The organism is Natronococcus pandeyae (assembly GCF_008122205.1).
GTDB classification, from domain to species: Archaea; Halobacteriota; Halobacteria; order Halobacteriales; family Natrialbaceae; genus Natronococcus; species Natronococcus pandeyae.
Genome location: NZ_PHNJ01000008.1, coordinates 142,903 through 160,977, shown reverse-complemented (window position 1 = coordinate 160,977; position 18,075 = coordinate 142,903). Strand labels below are relative to the sequence as shown.

Sequence of the window (18,075 nt, the reverse complement as noted above, 5' to 3'; positions counted from 1 at the left end):
GAACGGCCGTTTTTCGTTTCTGAATACCGAAACCGTGCTACTATCTACGGAGAACCAGTCCGCCGGAGTTCATCCTCGATCGACCCGTCGTCCTACTCTTCGGGTGCCTCGTCGATCAGGACGACCGCTTCGCCGTCGATCACCGTCTCCTCGTCCGAACGGACCGTCGTCCGGATCCGGTACCGGTTGCCGCCGAGGTTTTCGACGATCTCACAGTCGGCGGTGACCGTTGCGCCGATCTCGACCGGTGCCTGGAACTCGAGGTCCTGTGAGAGATAGACGGTCAGCCCCGGAAACCGTGCCAGCGCCGCACTGATGGTGCCGGCGACGAGCGTGCCGTGAGCGATCGAGCCGCCGAACTGGGTCTCTTCGGCGAACGACTCCTCCAGATGCAGTCGGTTGGTATCGCCCGAGACCTGGGCGAACGCCGAGACGTCGATCTCGTCGACGGGTTTGGTGAACTGGACGGAGTCGCCGACGCCGAGCTCCTCGAGCGTATCGGCCGAGCGCTCCATCGACCACTCGACGTCGCCGTAGGCGACTTCGTCGACGGCCGGCGGTTCGGTCGTCGAGCACTCCTCGCTCGAGGACTGCGCGTCGGAGAGGCCCATCGCTGCCAGGAACGCGTTGTTGGCCTCGACGTAGCTGTTGACGACGTGCTGGGAGATATTCGCCCAGCGTTCGGTACTCGGTACGGAATCGGTCGGATCTGTCGGTGTCGGCTTACTACTCATTTGTCTTCGAGTTGTGTTGATCTCGGTGTCGCTGACGGACCGGCGGATCGAACCGGGAGCCTATCGTGTCAGGCTACCGCAGCAGGCCTCTTGGCAACACCGCCAAACCATATTGGATGGCCAATCGTGAACGTTAGCGTTCAGCGTGCGTTCCGCGTGGAACCGCACGGGATCGCTCTCACGTTGGGGACAGTCGTCCCAGGAACGTCGTGCTGGCGTCGTTGAACGCCTGCGGCCGATCCTGATTGACGAGGTGCCCGGATCTGGACAGTTCGAGCCAGTCGCCGTCGTCGACTTCCGTGGCGATCTCGCGCCCCTGTCGCTTGACCAGCGGCGCTTCCTGGTCGCCGTGGACGACGAGCGTCGGCGTCTCGACGTGGTCCAGTGCTGGCGGCTCGAACCGGTAGAGCGCACCGAACACTTTCTGGAACTCCCCGCTCGAGACCTCGCCGACGGCCTCCATCGCGTCCGCTCGGACCCCGGAGTCCACCGACAGCCACCGTTCGCCAGTCGTCGCCCGGATCGAACACAGCATCGATCGAAACGTCGTCTCGGACCCCATCATCGATGCCGACGCTGCGATCCCCGGCAGCGGCGACAGGAACGGCTTCGTTCCCGGCGGGAGGTCGATCGGCGGCATCGACCGGACGGCGCCGCCGAGAATCGCGCCTGCCGCACGATCCGGGTGCCGGTCGAGGTACCGCTGGACGACCATCGAACCGAGCGAGAGCCCACAAAGGATCGGCTCCTCGAGGTCGAGGTGGTCGAGCAGCGCCTCGAGATCGTCGGTAAAGAGGTCGATCGAGTACCGGTCGAGACCGGTCGCGCCGGTCCGGCCGTGACCGCGGACGTCGAGGGTGATCGTCCGATAGTCGTCCGCGAAGTGCTCGACCTGTGGCTGCCAGGCACGACCGTTCATCCAGCCGCCGTGGACGAAGACCAGTGGCGGACCGTCGCCGCGAGTATCGTACCAGAGGGCGCCGTCGTCGAGCGGGAGTTCTGCCATGCATACTCCGTGGGGACGGTCGTCAATAGCTTTCCGGTCGTGTAACGCAGGCCGAGAAAGAGCGGTCAGGAGAAGAGTGCGCGCTTGGGACGACGCCGTCCATCGATTCTTACGAGCGGTCGTCGTCGGTGCCGAGCCAGCGCTCCCAGACGGTCTCGAATTCCGAGTCGTCCTCGGTGAGCCGCTCCCACTGGGCGAGGCCGCGCTCCTCGCGCGTCCCCGGAACGGTGTTGTCGAGCAGGAGTGCTGCCAGGCCGCCGACGGCCATTCCCGTCGAGCCGATAATAAAGACCGAGTCGGCGACGGCCTGGGCGGTGGCCTCGATCCAGACGGCGAGGGCGGTTCCCGCGACGAGATCCGCCTCGAGCAACGGTGCGATCGTCGCCGCGAGATCGATCGCTGCGCGGAACTCGAGCGGCCCGTCGAAGTTCGCCATGTACTCGGGGACGGCGAGGCCGACGAACATGGCGAAGCCGATGATGAACACGTTCCGGGAGGAGTCGAGATCGACGTGTTTCAGGTTCGAGATGCCGACGGCGACGATCTGGCCGAACATCGCGATGAAGAGGCCGCCGATAATCGGATCGGGGATGGTCGCGATAAGCTGTCCGAAGTAGCCGACGAAGCCGACGACCAGCATGATGGTGGCACCGATCTGGACGACGTACCGTGAGGCGACGCCGGTCATCCCGATGGCGCCGATGTTCTCCGAGTAGGAGGTCGAGCCGCCAGTGCCCATGACGCCGGAGAAGACGTTCATCAGCCCCTCCATCCCGATGCCGTGGTTGATCCGCTTCTCGCTGGGCGCCGCGGCGCCGGTCAGGTTCGCCACCGCGTAGTAGTCGCCGATGCTCTCGACGATCGAGGCGAGCACGCCGGCGATCATCCCGATGACGAACGCCGTCGTCACCTCCGGCATCCCCCACTGGAGCGGGTGGATCGGCAGGAGTAGCTGCGTTTCCGCGACCTGTCCGAGCGGAACGTGGCCCGGATGCTCGCTACCGAGGACGCCGTCGAACGAGAGCGGGCCGATCGTTCCCTGGAAGAACGGGCCGATCGTCCCCTCGAAGGAGAGCGCTGCGGCCACGATCCAGGCGATAGCCAGCGCCAGGATGACGGGATAGAGCCGGAACGCACGGTGTTTGACCTCGAGATACTGCGAGAAGAGGAGAATGAGGCCGAGTGTCAGGCCGAGCAGCCACCAGCTCTGGTCGGTGCCGGTGATCTGCGGGGCGTCGAACAGCGCCAGGCCGATCAGCGCGATCGTCGGGGCGATGACGACCGGGGAGAGGAACCGTCGGAGCTTCCCGACCAGCCCGAAGTAGCCGAGCGCGATCTGGACGGTCGCGGCGACGATGATCGCGCCCTGTAGCTGGACGAGCGCCGCCTGCCAGTCAGCTCCGGGACCCGCGTCGCCGGCGGTAACGACGATGACGATAGCGAGCGCGGGCGCGAGCATCGAGAACGGTGCACCCTGGACGATCGGATACCGGTTGCCGAACGTCGTCTGGGCGAGCGTCGCGATCCCGGAGACCACGAAGAAGGTGCCGACGAACTGCGCGGTGATGCCGGGTGGCATTCCCATCGCTCCGGCGAGTAGCAACGGCACCGCGATGTTCGCACCGACCATCGTGAGGTAGTGTTGCACCCCGAGGACGACCGATTCGGAAAGCGGTGGTCGGTCGTCGATGTCGTACTCGATATCACGACCGGAGCCCTCGTCGGCCGCGGCTGACTCGTCTGCAGTCATTCGTCGTCGGATAACGGAAGAGGCCGCTCAAATGGGTGTTGATCCGGTTTCGAGCGTCTCGATTCCGCATCATTGATACGCGACGAGACCTCCGGAGTGCACCGACTGCTAGCCGGACCAGTTCCGTCAGTGTCCGCCGTTGATCCTCGATCCTGCTTATCGTTCGTCTGCGGCCCGGTCGGCGGCGGCGCGCACGGTTTCTGCGGACAGCGAGGAGAGCGGAACGAGTTCGCCGTCGGTTTCGTCGGCGACCAGTTCGGAGAGTCCGGCGCGGGAATCGTCGCCGGCGTCGACGACGACCACGCGGGTCTCCGACCCCCGCAACGCTCGAGCGGCCCGTCGGGTCGTGTCGGTCGGACTGCCGTCGGCCACGTTCGCGCGTCCGTCGGTCACGAGGACGACGACCGCGGCGTCCGTCTCCGCGCGCTCGAGGATAGTACGTGCCGTCTCGAGGCCCGCCGGAAGCGGCGTTCGATCGCCCGATGGGAGTTCCTTGAGGTGGCGCGCGGCGAGACCGACGTTGTCCGTCGGCGGTAACAGCACCTCGGCGTCCTCGCCCGCGAAGGCGACGAACGCGACCTGGTCCCGGTGCTCGTAGCTGTCCCGCAGCAGGTCGAGGACGACCCCCTTGGCGGTGCGCATCGCCGGTCGCATCGAGGCGCTGGCGTCGACGGCGAAGACGATGGTCACCGAGGTCTCGCCCGTACGGACCGATTGCCGGAGATCCTGCTCCGCCACGCGGGAGTCGCCGCGGGCCGCGGCCGAGCGAACCGACGCGGCCGCGTCGATGGGGCCATCGCCCGAGGCGGGTTCCGTCCGGACACGAGCACCGCGGTTATCGACGCTCGGTGTCGCGCTCGCTCGCGACCCGCCCGCCCCCGAAGGAGTCCGGTTCTCGACGTCCGGCGACTCGAGGTCCGGCCCCTTCGCTTCGCCGACGCCGGCGACGTCGGCGCGCTGCTGGCCGGGGACCAGCGGCTGGGCTTCTTTGTCCTCCTCGTTTCCGCCGCTCTCGTCGTCGCCTGATCCCTCGCTCGAGTCGTCGGAATCGGAGTCGGTCCCCTCGTCCCCACCCGTCCGTGACGGCGACGGCTCGCCACCGGACGGCCGTTCGGCGTCGTCGGGTCCGCGGTCGGCGCTGTCGGAGTCGTCCGACTCAGCGCCGGTATCGCCGCCCGGTCCATCGGATCCGTCGCCTTCGTTTCCGGACCCGGTATCGTCGGCGGACTCACTGTCGCAGTGCTCGCCGTCGCTCTCGTTTCCCGTGTCACCGTCGTCACGCTCGTCTTCAGCCTCGCTCTCGTCGGAGCCCCCGCTGTCGTTCTCACTATCGTTGCCTTCCTCGTCAGCGGACTCCTCTTCGAACCGATCCTCGAGCAGGTCCTCGAGATCCGGTTCGTCCTCGAACGGCGTGCTCCGGAGTCGGTGGGGGAGCGCGTAGGTCGCGGCCTCGTGGACGTCCGACTCGATAACTGTCGTTCGTCCCTCGAGCGCGGCGAGGGTCATCGCGGTGCGGGCGGTCGCCACGTCGCCGCGGTGGCCGTCGACGCCGGCCTCGAGGCAGAGTTCGGCGATCTCCGCTTTGAACTCGGACGGAAGGGAGACGCTCGAGACGAGGTCACGAGCCTCGGCCAACTCGCTCCGGAGTTCCGCGACGTCGGCGGCGTAGGTCGCCCGGTCGGCGTCCCCGTCGCCGGCGAGCGCTCGGTCGATGATCTCGACGCGGTCGTCGACTTCCCGGCAGCCCTCGACGGTCGCCTGGAGGGCGAACCGATCCCGCAACTGGGGCCGAAGGTCGCCCTCCTCCGGATTCATCGTCCCGATCAGGGTGAACTCCGCGGGATGGGAGACGCTTACGCCGTCTCGCTCGACCGTGTTGACGCCGCTCGCCGCCGAGTCGAGGATGACGTCGACGAGGTGGTCGTCGAGGAGGTTGACCTCGTCGACGTAGAGAATTCCGCGGTTCGCACGAGCCAGCAGGCCGGGGTCGAAGTCGGCCTCGCCGGCCAGCGCGTCCTCGACCGAGAGGGTCCCGACGACCCGGTCTCGAGTCGCCCCCAGCGGGAGGGTGACGAGCGGAACGGGACGCGTCTCGATCGGTACCTCCTCGGAGTCGCGGGCACGACAGTCCGCACACTGCAACGTCGGATCGTCGGGTGCACAGCCGTACGGACAGTCTGCGACCGCCTGCTGGGCGGGCAGCAGATCGACGAGTCCGCGAACGGCGGTCGACTTCGCGGTTCCCTTCTCGCCGACGATCAGCGCACCGTCGAGGCCGTCGTTGGCCGCGACGGTCAACAGCACTCGCTTCAGTTCGGACTGTCCGACGATCGCCGGAAAGGGGATCGACGACAGCTTTTTGCCCCCGGCGTTTGCAACCATACTTGCGCTAATACAACAGAGGTTTAAAAAATCGATGACACGTATCGGGATCTACACCGCGACGGAGAACGAACTCGGGTCGATCGGCGAGGCCGCCGAACGACTCGAGGGTATCGAACTGGTCGTCCGATCGGAGAGCGACCTCGAGGACGAAGCCGACGTCGAGTCGTTCGTCGAGGAACTTCGCGACGCCGCGGCGGCGATCTTCTGGCTGCACGGCGCCGAGGACAGCATGCCCGGCTACGAGTACGCGACGGGGGCGCTCGAGGAGGCGAACGTCCCGCTGATCGTGAAGTCGACCGGCGACGCCTTCGCCTTCGAGGACACGACGGTCGCCGAGAACCACCGCGAGCAGGTCTACGACTACCTCGAGAAGGGCGGCACGATCAACGTCGAGAACTGCTGTCGGTTTCTCGCGAGCGAGTACGAAGGTCGCGACCTCGCGTACGACGGGCCGACGGAACTGCCGACGGAGGGCGTCTACCACCCCGACTATCCGGGAGCGGGGTACGAGGAACTACTCGAGAGCCACGACTCGGAGAAGCCGACGGTCGCGGTCTGGTTCTACGAGTCCCACTGGACCCACGAGAACACGCGCTACGTCGACGCGCAGGTTCGGGCGCTCGAGGAGCAGGGGGCGAACGCGCTGCCGATCTTCTGCAATCCGGCGACCGATACGGAGGAGCAGGAGGACGCCGAGTGGGTCACTGACAACTGGTTGATCGACGACGAGGGTGAACCGGTCGTCGACGCCGTCCTCTCCTCGTTCATGTTCTCGCTCTCGATGGACGAGCGTGGCCGGAGCGCCAACGACGAGGGCCAGAGTGCGGAGGACGTCTTCCTCGATCGACTCGGCGTCCCGGTCCTCCAGACGATCACCACGATGCGCTCCCGGTCGCGCTACGAGTCGAGCGACACGGGCGTGATGGGTTTCGAACTCGCGCTCTCGGTCGCACTGCCGGAGTTCGACGGCAACGTGATCACCCATCCGATCTCGGGCAAGGAACGCACCGACGACGAAGCCGGCATCGGCTCTGCGCCGAAACACCACTATCCGATCGAGGAGCGGATCGACCACGCGACCCGACTCGCGGTCAACTGGGCGGCGCTTCGCCACACGCCGAACGAGGAGAAACGGGTCGCCGTCGTCCTCCACAACTATCCACCGAGCGACGACGGAATCGGGACCGCGTTCGGGCTCGACTCGCCGGAGTCGACAGTGAACTTGCTCGAGGAACTCGACGCTCGAGGATACAATCTAGGCGACGAGATGCCGGACGACGGCCAGACGCTGGTAGAGAAATTAACCGCACAGCTCACCCTCGAGGACCGCTGGGTGGCACCCGAAGACGTCCGCGACCTGTCGGTCGACGTGGTTTCCTCCGACACCTACGCGGACTGGTTCGAGTCCGCCGACGAGCGGTTCCAGGAGAACGTCGTCGAGGAGTGGGGCGAGGTTCCGGACCGCCCGTTCGCCATCCCCGGCGTCGAGTTCGGCAACGTGCTCGTTACCGTCCAGCCCCCGCGCGGGTTCGGGATGGATCCCTCGAAGGTCTACCACGACTCGGACCTGCAGCCACCCCACGACTACTACGCCTTCTACGGCTGGCTCCGAAACGAGTTCGGCGCCGACGGCGTCGTTCACCTGGGCACCCACGGCAGCCTCGAGTGGCTCCCTGGCAAGACCGTCGGTCTGAACGGCGAGAGTGCGCCGGATCAGCTGATCGACGATCTGCCGAACGTCTACCCCTACATCGTCAACAACCCAGGCGAGGGGACCCAGGCGAAACGCCGCTCCTACGCGGCGATCGTGGACTACCTGACGCCCGTGATGCGATCGGCGGGCACGTACGACGAGTTATCGGAACTCGAGGAACTCGCGAACCAGTACCGAGAGGCCGGAATGGAGGACGCCCGCGCCGACGACGGTGAGCACCTCGAGGACCTCATGCGGGAGAAAGTAGCGGAACTGGATCTCGCCGTCGAGCTCGGGATTGCGGGGACCATCGACGAGAAGGCCGACGTCCGTGGCCCCGACGAGGCCGGCTCGACCCTGGCCGAAGGTGACGTTGACGGCGACGAGGTCGATGTCGACACCCTCGTCGAGCGCATCCACGAGTACCTGACCGACGTCAAGACCACCCAGATTCGACTGGGCCTGCACACGATGTCCGAACCGCCGGCAGGCGAGCGCCTGACGGAGTATCTCGTCGCCCTGACGCGACTCGAGAATCCCGGCGCGCCGAGCCTCCGGGAGAGCGTCGCCGGCGCGCTGGGCGTCGATTACCAGACGATGCTCGACTCCCCGGGAGCCTACGACGAGGACCTGGGCATGACCTACGCAGAGGCCGCCGACGAGGTCCACGAAACGAGCCTCGAGCTGGTGGAGACGCTGGCCGAGCACGAGTTCGACATTCCAGTCTCGGAACTCGAAGGAGGACCGGACGACGAAGTGAACATGAACCTGCTCGTCGTCGACCTCGAGACGATCGGCGACGGGCGCGCGAAGTCCGGCGCCCACGACGACCTCCGGAAGGCCCTCGCGTACATCTGCGAGGAGGCTCAGCCGCGCGTCCAGGGTGCCGAGGACGAGATTCCCCGCACCGCCGACGCGCTCTCGGGCGAGTACGTCCCGCCGGGCGGCTCCGGTGCCCCCACCCGTGGCGGCGTCGACCTGCTCCCCACGGCGCGGAACTTCTACACGCTGGATCCGCGCAAGGTACCTGCGAAGTCTGCCTGGCAGGTCGGGAGCGAGGTCGCGGAGGGCGTGCTCGAGCGCCACCGGAGCGAAAACGGGGAGTACCCCGAGGAGATCGGCGTCGTCGCCTGGGGCACTCCCACGGTGCGGACCCGCGGCGAGACGATCGCCCAGGTGCTCGCGATGCTCGGCGTCGAGCCCCGGTGGACCGACGCCGGCCGAATCGACGACGTCGAGCCGATCCCGCTCGACGAGTTGGACCGGCCCAGAATCGACGTGACGACGCGCGTCTCCGGGCTGTTCCGGGACGCCTTCCCCGCTGCGGCGGGCGTCATCCACGATGCCGTGGATGCGGTCGTCGACCTCGACGAGCCACCGGAGTTGAACTACGTGAAAAAGCACGTCGAGGAGGAGCAGGCGGAACTCGAGGACGAGGAAGGACTCGACGAATCCGACGCCCGGAAGGCCGCCAAACACCGCGTCTTCACGACAAGGCCCGGCGGGTACGGCGCCGGTACCAATAAGGCAGTCGACGAGGGCAACTGGGACGACCGCTCCGACCTGGCATCGGTCTACGTCCAGTGGGGCGGCTACGCGATGGGCTCCCGCGGTCGGGTTTCCGACGCTCACGACGCCTTCGAGCGCCGCCTATCCAGTGTGGACGCCACCGTCAAGATCGAGGACACGATGGAGCAAGACGAGTTCGACTCCTCGGACTGGTACGCCTTCCACGGCGGCTTCATCTCCGCGGTCTCCGAAATATCGGGCGAGGAGCCCGCCTCCTACGTCGGCGACTCCTCCGATCCGGACAACGTCGACGTCTACACGAACGAGGAGAAGGTTCGCAAGGCGATGCGCTCTCGGGTGCTGAATCCCGACTGGCTCGAGTCGATGGAGGAACACGGCTACAAGGGTGCCGGGGACCTCTCGACGACGGTCGACGTGACGCTCGGCTGGGACGCCACGACGGGTGTCGTCTCGGACACGCTCTGGGCGGAGGTCGCCGAGAAGTTCGCCTTCGACGACGCTCGCCAGGAGTGGATGCGCGACGTCAACCCATGGGCGCTCGAGTCGATCACGGACACGCTGCTCGAGGCGATCGAGCGCGACCTCTGGGACGCCGACGACGAGACCGTCGACCGCTTGCGCGACCTGAACCTCGAGGTCGAGGGCGATCTCGAGGCGCGGTCGACCAACCCCGCGATGGAGGTGACGAACGATGACTGACGGGGAGGGGGCGTTCGAAGACGAGTACGCCGATCTCGGCGCGACGACGCAGAACGCGATGGAGATCGCCGAGACGAGCATGGACATCGTTCGGCAGTTCGTGCCCGACGAGACGCTGGCCGACCGCATTCGACAGAAGTCGGTCCACTCGATGGGCGACATCGAGTTCCAGCACTTGCTCGAGTTCACCGGCAGCGACGAGGTGGGCGACGACGAGGACGCGCCGGTTCGGGCCGGGGCTCGAGCGGTGCTCGACGAGGCGACCATCGTGACGGACATCACGATGTCCAAGGCCGGGATCACCGGCCGCGGTCACGACTGCGAGAAGCGCAAGGCGATCGGCAACGGCGCCGAACTCGCGAAGGAGACGGGGATGACCCGGACCGCCGCCTCGGTGCTCGAACTCGACAAGCAGGGCGTCTACGACGGCGCGATCGCGGTGGTCGGGAACGCGCCGACGGCCGGGTTCGCACTCGCGGACTGCATCGAGAACGGCACCCGACCGGCCGTCATCGTCGCGACGCCGGTCGGCTTCGTCAAGGCCGAGGAAAGCCGCCAGCGCATCCGAGAGATCAGCGAGGCCTACGACGTCCCGGCCATCACCAACGTCGGCCGCCGCGGCGGCAGCGGCCTCGCAGCCGCGCTGACGAACGAACTGATCCACGTCGCGAAGGACGTCCGGACGGACGAACTCGAGCTGGATCTCACGGCCGAGACTCGAGCGGCCCGAGCGAGCGACGACGCGACCGAAGACGGCGAGGACCGATGAGCGGCGAGTACGACCTCGATGCAGGGCCGGATCCGGCGACGTTCGCGGCCGCAGCGGCGGAGCCAGCCATCGACGAAGAGACCGACGAACCGGTCTACGCCGTCGGCGTCGGTCCGGGGAACCAGGAGTATCTCACCCCTCGAGGCGAGCGAGCCATTCGGGAGGCCGACGTCGTCGTCGGCTTCACCACGGTCGTCGAGTTCGTCGAGGACCTGACAGACGCCGACCTGTTGACCTGCGGCTACAGGGACGAGGCCGAGGCGCTCGAGGAGTTCGGCGAGCGCGTCGCCGCCGGCGAGTCCGGAACCGCCGTGGCGATGGGCGATCCCAACCACTCGGGCTACCAGTTCGTCGGGAAAGTGCAGGACGCCGTCGAACGTGAGGATCCGGAGACGCCGGTACGCGTCGTCCCCGGCATCTCCTCCCTCCAGATGGCCGCGAGTCGGGCCCGGACGCCGATGGAGGACACCGAGTTCGTCACGCTCCACAAGAGCGGCGACCTCGCGGCCGACATGGATCGCCTCGCCTCCGCCGTCCACGAACGGCACCTCCTCGTGTTGCCCCGGCCCTACGATCGGATGCCCGGCGATATCGCCGCGTTCCTGCTCGAGAACGGTGCGGAGCCGGGCCTCGAGGCGCTGGTGCTCGAGAAGCTGACCCACGAGGACGAGGAGAGTCATCGGTTCACGCTGGCCGAGCTATCGGAGCACGCCGGCGGGGACGGACGAGCGGAGACGCCGTTCTCCGATCTGGTGGTGCTCGCGGTGCGACAGCCGGTGTGAGTTTCACTGCTGCTCGACTCGGCTCGTCTTACCCGTTCGAAATCGGTTCGACGTAAAACACGTAGTCGTCGTAGGCGCCGTCGAGGTTCGCCGGACTCTCCTCGTCGGTGTGGTCCTGGCACAGGGCGGCTTCGGCCTCGACGGCACCCTTTCCGGTCTCCTCCTGATATCGCTCGAGGACGACGAACTGTGCCGGCTCGTCGCAGTGACGGCGGTGACACTGGCGCGACGAGTTCGAATCCCCGCCGTCCTGCCGGTGTTCCGCCGGATCACGATCGTTCCCGTTCCGGCTCTCGTCCTTCGGTGCCATACTGTGACTCAGGGGAAGGATCGGGATAACGCTGTGGTCGGCTCTTTGGAAGCCGCAACCGAGCGAAGGTGCCGGATTCCGTGCGCTGGCGGGGACGGTGTTTAGATTACCAGTAGATAGTAGCACGGTTTTGTTATTCAGAACACCACGTGAAACTCGTGTTACGGACAGGTGAACTACGTCTCACTTTGGGCCGGCTCCCCTCCTGCGGTGGCGCGCGCTGTCGACCGGCCGAACGTAGCGAGGTGCGAGCCTGCGAGCACCTCGGAAAGCGAACGGTGACCGAAGGGAACCGTGAGCACCAGTGAGGACGGTCGACACCAGTGTGCGAGGGACGAACGAGCGCAGCGCGGCGCGTAGCGCCGCGGAGCGGCGAACGGCCAGCGGCCGTGAGCCCGTCAGCGAGTGAGTCGGCTGGGGAGGGCGTGGCCATCTCGTGTGTTCGTGCGAGCAGGACCTGCTCCCGGAGCGAGTACCGCGAAAGCCCCTGGCCCATTTCAGTCCCACCCGGGTCGGCTGCCTGGCCAGCCATCGTGGGTGGGACTGAAAGAGGTCGACGCGGTCGATCCCTCCTGGGCAACGTACGGACCGCAGCGAACCCCGGAAGGGCGACCGCGTGAGGGGCTTTCGTGGTGGTCTCGCCGCAATCCGAGTGCTCACAGTAGTCTCTGAACACTGCCGCTGCGGGAGTACCAGCGCCTCTCGGATGGGATCTCTGCCGGCGTACAAAAGAGCAAATCGGACCGTCTATTCGTCTCGGTCCTGCTCGCGAAGAACCGTCGACAGGGTGTCCGAAACCTCCTCGAGAGCGACGGCGTTCGTCTTGCGGAGGTCGCCGTCCTGCGCTTCGCTGAGGTGCCGGATCGCCTCCTGAAGGTGGTGCTCGGTCTGGTGATCGTGTTCCTCGGTCATAGGGACCAGTGGAGACGGATCTAGCCGTTCGGATCCGTTAAGTTCGTCGGTGGTTCGCGCTTCACGCCAATCGATCACTCGAGCGCGTTCCGGATCGCCGCCCGGCGCTCGGCGAAGGCGACGTCGTCTACCACCGGCGACGCCGCCGCGGGCTCGACGTCGACCTCGTCGGCCAGTTCGATCCAGGCGCGACAGCCGCGATACTCTCCGCGCTCCTCGACGAGCCGTGGCGACTCGAGTTCGGCGACCCGGAGCAACAGCACGCGCAGTTCGCCGTCCGGGTCGTACTTGTCTCGCAGTCCGTCGGGACTGTAGACGTAGTGTCGGGCGAGCGCCTCGAGGTCGTCGCTCGAGACAGTGAACTCCTCGCAGACCTCCGCGACGGCCCGGATCGGGACGCCGCCGTCGGGTTTGGTGCTCGCCCGGTGGTAGTAGTCCTCGTATCGAGGCTGGTAGCGGTCGGGCTTCTGGTGGCTGTAGGCCGGATAGCAGACGAACCGGTCGGCGATCGTTCCCGGGTCGAGGGTCGGATGGCGAACGAGGACGGTCTGTGCGCCGTCGACGAGGGCGTTGACGACGCCGGCACGCTCTTTCAGCGCGGCGGTCGGCTCCGTCGGTGTCTCACTCATCGTTTCGGCTAGTCGGACGATCACGAATTCCAATTCGGTTTCGGTATCTGCTCTATAGTAGCCGGAGGTACCGGATGGTCGTCGTTCGGCGCCTTACTCCTCCTCGACGACCGCTGAGGCCTCCGGCAGAACTGCCGCCAGTTCCGCGATCTCGAGATATCCTCGGTGAAGCCGCTCGAGTTCGATCGACCACTCCTGCGAGTCGGCGTCGTTGATGTCATCGAGCGCCAGTTCGAGTCGCCTGTCTTGCCACTCGAGTTCGTCGGCTACTCCGACGCACAGGTAGCGGACCAAACGGTCGTCGCCGTCCGCCTCGAGCCGGTCGTCCAGCGCGTCGCCAGCACGCCGTTTGGCCTCACGAACGTCCGCACCGGTCGTGTCGAACCCGTCCGCGGGAAGTTGGTCCAGAAATCCGAGTGTTCGGTCGTCCTCAAACGCCTCGACCGAGAGCGCGTGAGCGTACCGTTTGGCAGCGATCCGCGTCGCGAGTGCGAGCCGTCCTTCGTCGTGCTCGTCGGACCCATCTGACTGACGGGCGATCCGATCCAGCCAGAGGTCCATCGCGTAGGAAGACACCTCGTCATCGTATTCGAAGTCGACCTCCTCGAGAGTCGAGTCGGTGCGCTCGCGGAGCGCCAGATATCGATCGTTCAGACGATCACCGACGAGTTCGGGGTCAGCACCGTCCGCAGCGTCGCGCTCGAGGTGTTCGGCGAACCGCTCGACGTCGTCGAGTCGGGCGTGACCGTACGGAACCCTGGCATACGAACGCGGCGGCGCCTCACGGAGATCTCTCTGACCGGCATTGATCGCCACTCGCACGTCTTCCAGCAGTTCGTCGAGTTCACCGTACGCGACGACCGCCCGTGATACGTCGGACGCGTAGTAGTCCAGTTCTCGTCCGACGCTCTCGTAGTCGTCGCGGAGCGCATCGAGAGCTGTGTCGATGGCGTCCGGATCGCACTCACCGCGCTCCAGTTCCGCGAGCGCAAGCGCCTGACCTGCTCCTCTGAGCGCACCACGTAACTCTTCGAGCCGGTCCAGTCGCTCTTCGTTCGAGAGCGCCGCGAACTCGTCGAGCTCTCCGGCGATTTCTTCGCGGACGGATCTGGCGTCTTCGAACCGAGATTCGGTTCGATCGATCACCGGCTGTGGTTGCTCCTCGTACTCGAGTCCAGACGACGCCGCCCGTGCATTTCCAACGAGATTCTCGAGATCGGCGAGCGCCGATTCCAAGTGAGAGTCGGTGACGGTGAGGCTCGCGGAGAGGAAGGGGTCGGGAGTCTCGAGGTCGCGAGCAGTCCGGAGGTCGTCGCGATCCGACCAGCGTCCGAGTCGTCGACGCTGGTGGTAGCCGCCGAGACCGAGAAGTCCGGTGATTCCGCCGGCGGTGACCAAAAGCGTACGGCGATTCATACTGTCAGCCGATAAACTATTACCCGATAAGTTTTCCGTAATCCGAGAAGTAAAATATTTCCGAGGCGGGGCGAGCCGGGTCGCGGTGAGACGCGAGTCGCGAGCCACCGACGCCTTCAAGTTCAGTTGTTCCAATTCAACTACCGATGATGAACGGATTCGTCCTCGGCGGCGTCAGTTCCGGCGTCGGGAAGACCGTCGCGACGCTGTCGATTATCCAGGCGCTCGAGGACGCAGGCCACGAGGTCCAGCCCGCGAAGGCCGGGCCGGACTTCATCGATCCGAGCCACCACGAGGCGGTCGCGGGACGGCCCTCTCGCACCCTCGACCTGTGGCTCTGCGGCGAGGACGGCCTGCGGCGAAACTACGCCCGCGGCGAGGGCGATATCTGCGTCGTCGAAGGTGTCATGGGACTGTACGACGGCGACGGCTCGAGCACCGCGATGGTCGCCGAGGCGCTCGACGTTCCCGTCGTCCTCGTCGTCGACGCCAGCGCGGGGATGGAGAGCGTCGCGGCGACGGCGCTTGGCTTTCGCGAGTACGCAACGCGCATCGGCCGCGACGTCGAGGTCGCCGGCATCGTCGCCCAGCGGGCCCACGGCGGCCGCCACGAGCAGGGCATTCGGGACGCGCTACCCGACGACCTCGAGTACTTCGGCCGGATCCCGCCGAACGGCGATCTCGAGATTCCCGACCGCCACCTCGGCCTCGAGATGGGCGAGGAGGCAGCACTTCCGCGGGAGGCGCTCCGGGAGGCCGCGGAGACGCTCGAGGCCGAACGGCTAGCCGCGGTTGCAAGCGAACCGCCGACCGCGGAACCGACGGACGCCGAATCGACCGGGCGAGAATCGGAGCCGGAGCCGGTCGACGCCCGGATCGCCGTCGCCAGCGACGCGGCCTTCTGCTTCCGGTATCCCGCCACGATCGAACGATTCCGCGAGCGGGCCGACCTCGTGACGTTCTCGCCGGTCGGGGGCGATCCGGTTCCCGACTGCGACGGCGTCTACCTCCCCGGCGGCTACCCCGAACTGCACGTCGACGACCTCGAGGCCGCCGGCACGCTCGCGGAGCTCGGCGATCTCGCACGCGACGGCCTGCCGGTGTTCGGCGAGTGCGGCGGCCTGATGGCGATGAGCCGGTCGCTGACGACCGCCGACGGCGAGCGCGGCGAGATGGCCGGCATCCTGCCGGCGGACGTGACCATGCACGACCGCTACCAGGCGCTCGATCACGTCGAACTCGAGGCCGTCGACGGGACGCTGACCGCCCGCGCCGGCGACTCGATCCGCGGTCACGAGTTCCACTACTCGAGCGCCGACGTCGACGACGACGCCCGATTCGCCTTCCAGACCGTTCGCGGCGACGGCATCGACGGCGAGCACGACGGCCTGACCGAGTACGAGTCGCTCGGCACCTACGTCCACGTCCACCCCGAGAGCGGGGCGTTCGATCGGTTCCTCGAGTCGATCTCCCGGTAAGTGGGATTCTCACCGTCCGTCTCCGCTCGTCACTTTCGTCCTCGATGTCTTCAGGATTTGAGCTGCTCGAATTATTCTGGCTCTAACGTGTACGTGTGGTCGTTTTGCGTATTTCCATCCATATCTCTCTCCTTCAGGGTCAGTTCCGGGTTCGAAAATTCGACGATGTAATGTTGCTCGTAGTCCGAACTGGATAGTTCGTCGAATATCCAGTCATCGGACGTCGTTGACCGCATCGTCGGCCACCCGGCTGAATACTCTACGATCGTTCCCTCTTCGTTACTATCGGCGTCGATCGCCACGTATCCGCCGTCCTCGAGTTCCTCGTAGTCTTCGGCGTCCGTCGGCTCGTCCTCGGAGTAGTAAAACGGATACGTGATCCCGCGATTGTGATCGTGTCCCGTGAGGGCGATGTGTACAGGATACTCATCGTAGATTGGGAGGAATTCACTCCGGTTCTCGAGCGTGTGCGATTCCATATTCCAGTGCGACCGCGTCGTGAACAGCCCGAAGTGATTCATCGGGATGACGGTGTCGACGTCCTCTCGAATGACGTCCTCTGTCCATTCAGCGTTCTCGTCGGGGTAGAGCTGAATGCAGTCCTGAACGAGAATCTGGATGCTGTCTGCGATCGTTATCTCGCAACAGTACCCGTACTCACCATCGTGTTCGTCTTCCGCGTACTCCAAAACGTTCGGGAACAACAGTTCGTAATAGAACCCTTCGTCATCGTCCGCTGGTGGGTTGTGCGACGTCCCGTCCCAGTTGCTCCCGAGTTCGTGATTCCCCGGGCACATGAACATCGGGACGATCCGATGCTCGTTGAGCCTGTGATGGTAGGTCTCGAAATACTCGAGAATTGTTTCCGCGTTATCTTCGTCCTCCTTGACGTGCTTCGTCGTCGGGAAGTCGCCCGGGATGAGTAACACGTCGGGGTCCTCGGACCCAATATCCTCCATCGTCTGCCCGTCGGGGTCGACGTCGTACATGTAGTAATCGCCCCGCCAGGGATGGATGTCGGAGATGGTTGCGATTTTGATATTGTCCTCCAACGGGGTCTCCGAGAGCGTCGAAAACGCGTGTTCGACTGAGGTGACTTCGGCCTCGATCTCGCAGTCATACTCGGTGTCCGGATCCAAGTTCTCGATCCGCTGTCGATATAAGTATGTGTCGTCCAGCGGATCAAACGGTTCGGGATCCACCTCGATCTCGTTGTCCTCTACCGAATCCTCACCATAGTAGATCGTTTGTGGATCGCCGCCATCGCCAGTATCGTCGATCCACGCGATCCAGAACTCCGCTGTTGGATTTTTCGTAAGTAGACCCCAGACGTGGATATATTCTTCAGGCACAGTCCACCCCCGATAGCTCGCTCGAGCCGAATTGAGGCGGCGTTCGGCCGGCCGTAGCGATACCGGTACCAATGTGGCACCCGCCAGTTTCAGCGCGTCCCGTCTGGAGACCATCAGTATTGGTTGTCGTTGTATGGGGTTATGATGGTTATCGTCAGTCATCTTCTCAGTTCTCTTCCCCAGGGTCGGACTCGTCACTGCACTACAGCCACTCGAAATCAAACGAGAACCAACCGTTGCCGACCGGCGACTCACCGCGGTCACGGACACCAATATCGTCGATGTCGTCCGCTCCCCGGCTACGCGATGATAACCGAAGACGGCGTCCCCAGACTCGCCGAGCCGTCGCCCGAAACCGAGGGCTGGACCGTCGCCTCGCGAACGGACGGTCGGATCACGCTCGACTCGACCGACACCGGGGCGGTGTGCGTCGCGACCACCGGCGGCGACCTCGAGGACGACACCGAGGACCTCGAGATCCACGAGGCCCGGGCACGGATGACCGTCGATACCGAGGAGAAACCGCTCTCACACGGCGAGCTCCGGATGAACGTCTCCGACCGGACGTTCTCCGGAAACTGAACAACGCTGGTTGCCTTACCCAAACTGTAACTGAGCAACTGTAGTTGT

General features: G+C 65.7%; 14 protein-coding genes. 5 read left to right on the top strand and 9 right to left on the bottom strand.

What is annotated here, in order from left to right:
* Positions 1 to 92: 92 nt before the first annotated feature.
* The 4 genes from CV102_RS15620 to CV102_RS15605 form a co-directional block, all read right to left on the bottom strand.
* Entirely contained in the window at positions 93 to 734 is a 642-nt protein-coding gene (locus tag CV102_RS15620) for a MaoC family dehydratase (protein ID WP_148858947.1), read from the bottom strand.
* Positions 735 to 912: 178 nt separating this feature from the next.
* The gene (locus tag CV102_RS15615) at positions 913 to 1,740 is read right to left on the bottom strand and encodes an alpha/beta fold hydrolase (RefSeq protein WP_148858946.1); all 828 of its coding nucleotides are present in this window, start codon (positions 1,738 to 1,740) and stop codon (positions 913 to 915) included.
* 109 nt (positions 1,741 to 1,849) lie between these two features.
* Positions 1,850 to 3,490 (bottom strand): uracil-xanthine permease family protein, encoded by a 1,641-nt coding sequence (locus CV102_RS15610; RefSeq protein WP_148858945.1) that lies wholly within the window; start codon positions 3,488 to 3,490, stop codon positions 1,850 to 1,852.
* A 156-nt stretch (positions 3,491 to 3,646) separates the two neighbouring features.
* Complete coding sequence (locus CV102_RS15605; protein WP_148858944.1) at positions 3,647 to 5,872, bottom strand: VWA domain-containing protein; 2,226 nt, start codon at positions 5,870 to 5,872, stop codon at positions 3,647 to 3,649.
* Between the two features lie 34 nt (positions 5,873 to 5,906).
* Here CV102_RS15605 and cobN point away from each other — a divergent pair, with 34 nt between their 5' ends.
* From cobN to CV102_RS15590, 3 genes are read left to right on the top strand one after another with little or no spacing between them, the layout of a single operon-like run.
* Positions 5,907 to 9,797 (top strand): cobaltochelatase subunit CobN, encoded by a 3,891-nt coding sequence (gene cobN / locus CV102_RS15600; RefSeq protein ID WP_148858943.1) that lies wholly within the window; start codon positions 5,907 to 5,909, stop codon positions 9,795 to 9,797.
* Entirely contained in the window at positions 9,790 to 10,566 is a 777-nt protein-coding gene (locus CV102_RS15595) for a precorrin-8X methylmutase (protein ID WP_148858942.1), read from the top strand. Before cobN ends, CV102_RS15595 begins: the two co-directional genes overlap by 8 nt.
* Entirely contained in the window at positions 10,563 to 11,348 is a 786-nt protein-coding gene (locus CV102_RS15590) for a cobalt-precorrin-7 (C(5))-methyltransferase (protein ID WP_148858941.1), read from the top strand. The genes CV102_RS15595 and CV102_RS15590 overlap by 4 nt, the downstream gene beginning before the upstream one ends.
* A gap of 28 nt (positions 11,349 to 11,376) precedes the next feature.
* Here CV102_RS15590 and CV102_RS15585 read toward each other — a convergent pair whose 3' ends face one another.
* From CV102_RS15585 to CV102_RS15575, 4 genes are all read right to left on the bottom strand, one after another.
* A complete protein-coding gene (locus tag CV102_RS15585; protein ID WP_148858940.1) occupies positions 11,377 to 11,658 on the bottom strand; it encodes a hypothetical protein in 282 nt (93 codons plus the stop codon).
* Between the two features lie 747 nt (positions 11,659 to 12,405).
* Positions 12,406 to 12,570, bottom strand: coding sequence for a hypothetical protein (locus CV102_RS26055; protein ID WP_187432994.1), 165 nt, complete (start codon positions 12,568 to 12,570; stop codon positions 12,406 to 12,408).
* A 74-nt stretch (positions 12,571 to 12,644) separates the two neighbouring features.
* On the bottom strand, positions 12,645 to 13,199 hold the full coding sequence (locus CV102_RS15580) for a DUF1802 family protein (protein ID WP_148858939.1): 555 nt from the start codon (positions 13,197 to 13,199) through the stop codon (positions 12,645 to 12,647).
* A gap of 93 nt (positions 13,200 to 13,292) precedes the next feature.
* A complete protein-coding gene (locus tag CV102_RS15575) occupies positions 13,293 to 14,615 on the bottom strand; it encodes a hypothetical protein (RefSeq protein ID WP_148858938.1) in 1,323 nt (440 codons plus the stop codon).
* Between the two features lie 149 nt (positions 14,616 to 14,764).
* Between CV102_RS15575 and CV102_RS15570 the strand changes: the two genes are divergently transcribed.
* The gene (locus tag CV102_RS15570) at positions 14,765 to 16,093 is read left to right on the top strand and encodes a cobyrinic acid a,c-diamide synthase (RefSeq protein ID WP_148858937.1); all 1,329 of its coding nucleotides are present in this window, start codon (positions 14,765 to 14,767) and stop codon (positions 16,091 to 16,093) included.
* Between the two features lie 71 nt (positions 16,094 to 16,164).
* Here the strand turns inward: CV102_RS15570 and CV102_RS15565 are convergent, their stop codons facing one another.
* Positions 16,165 to 17,445: a metallophosphoesterase family protein gene (locus CV102_RS15565; protein ID WP_187432993.1), complete on the bottom strand. Its 1,281-nt coding sequence runs from the start codon at positions 17,443 to 17,445 to the stop codon at positions 16,165 to 16,167.
* Between the two features lie 306 nt (positions 17,446 to 17,751).
* On the opposite strand from CV102_RS15565, the gene CV102_RS15560 reads away from it, so the two are divergent.
* The gene (locus CV102_RS15560; protein WP_148858935.1) at positions 17,752 to 18,027 is read left to right on the top strand and encodes a hypothetical protein; all 276 of its coding nucleotides are present in this window, start codon (positions 17,752 to 17,754) and stop codon (positions 18,025 to 18,027) included.
* Positions 18,028 to 18,075: the final 48 nt, after the last annotated feature.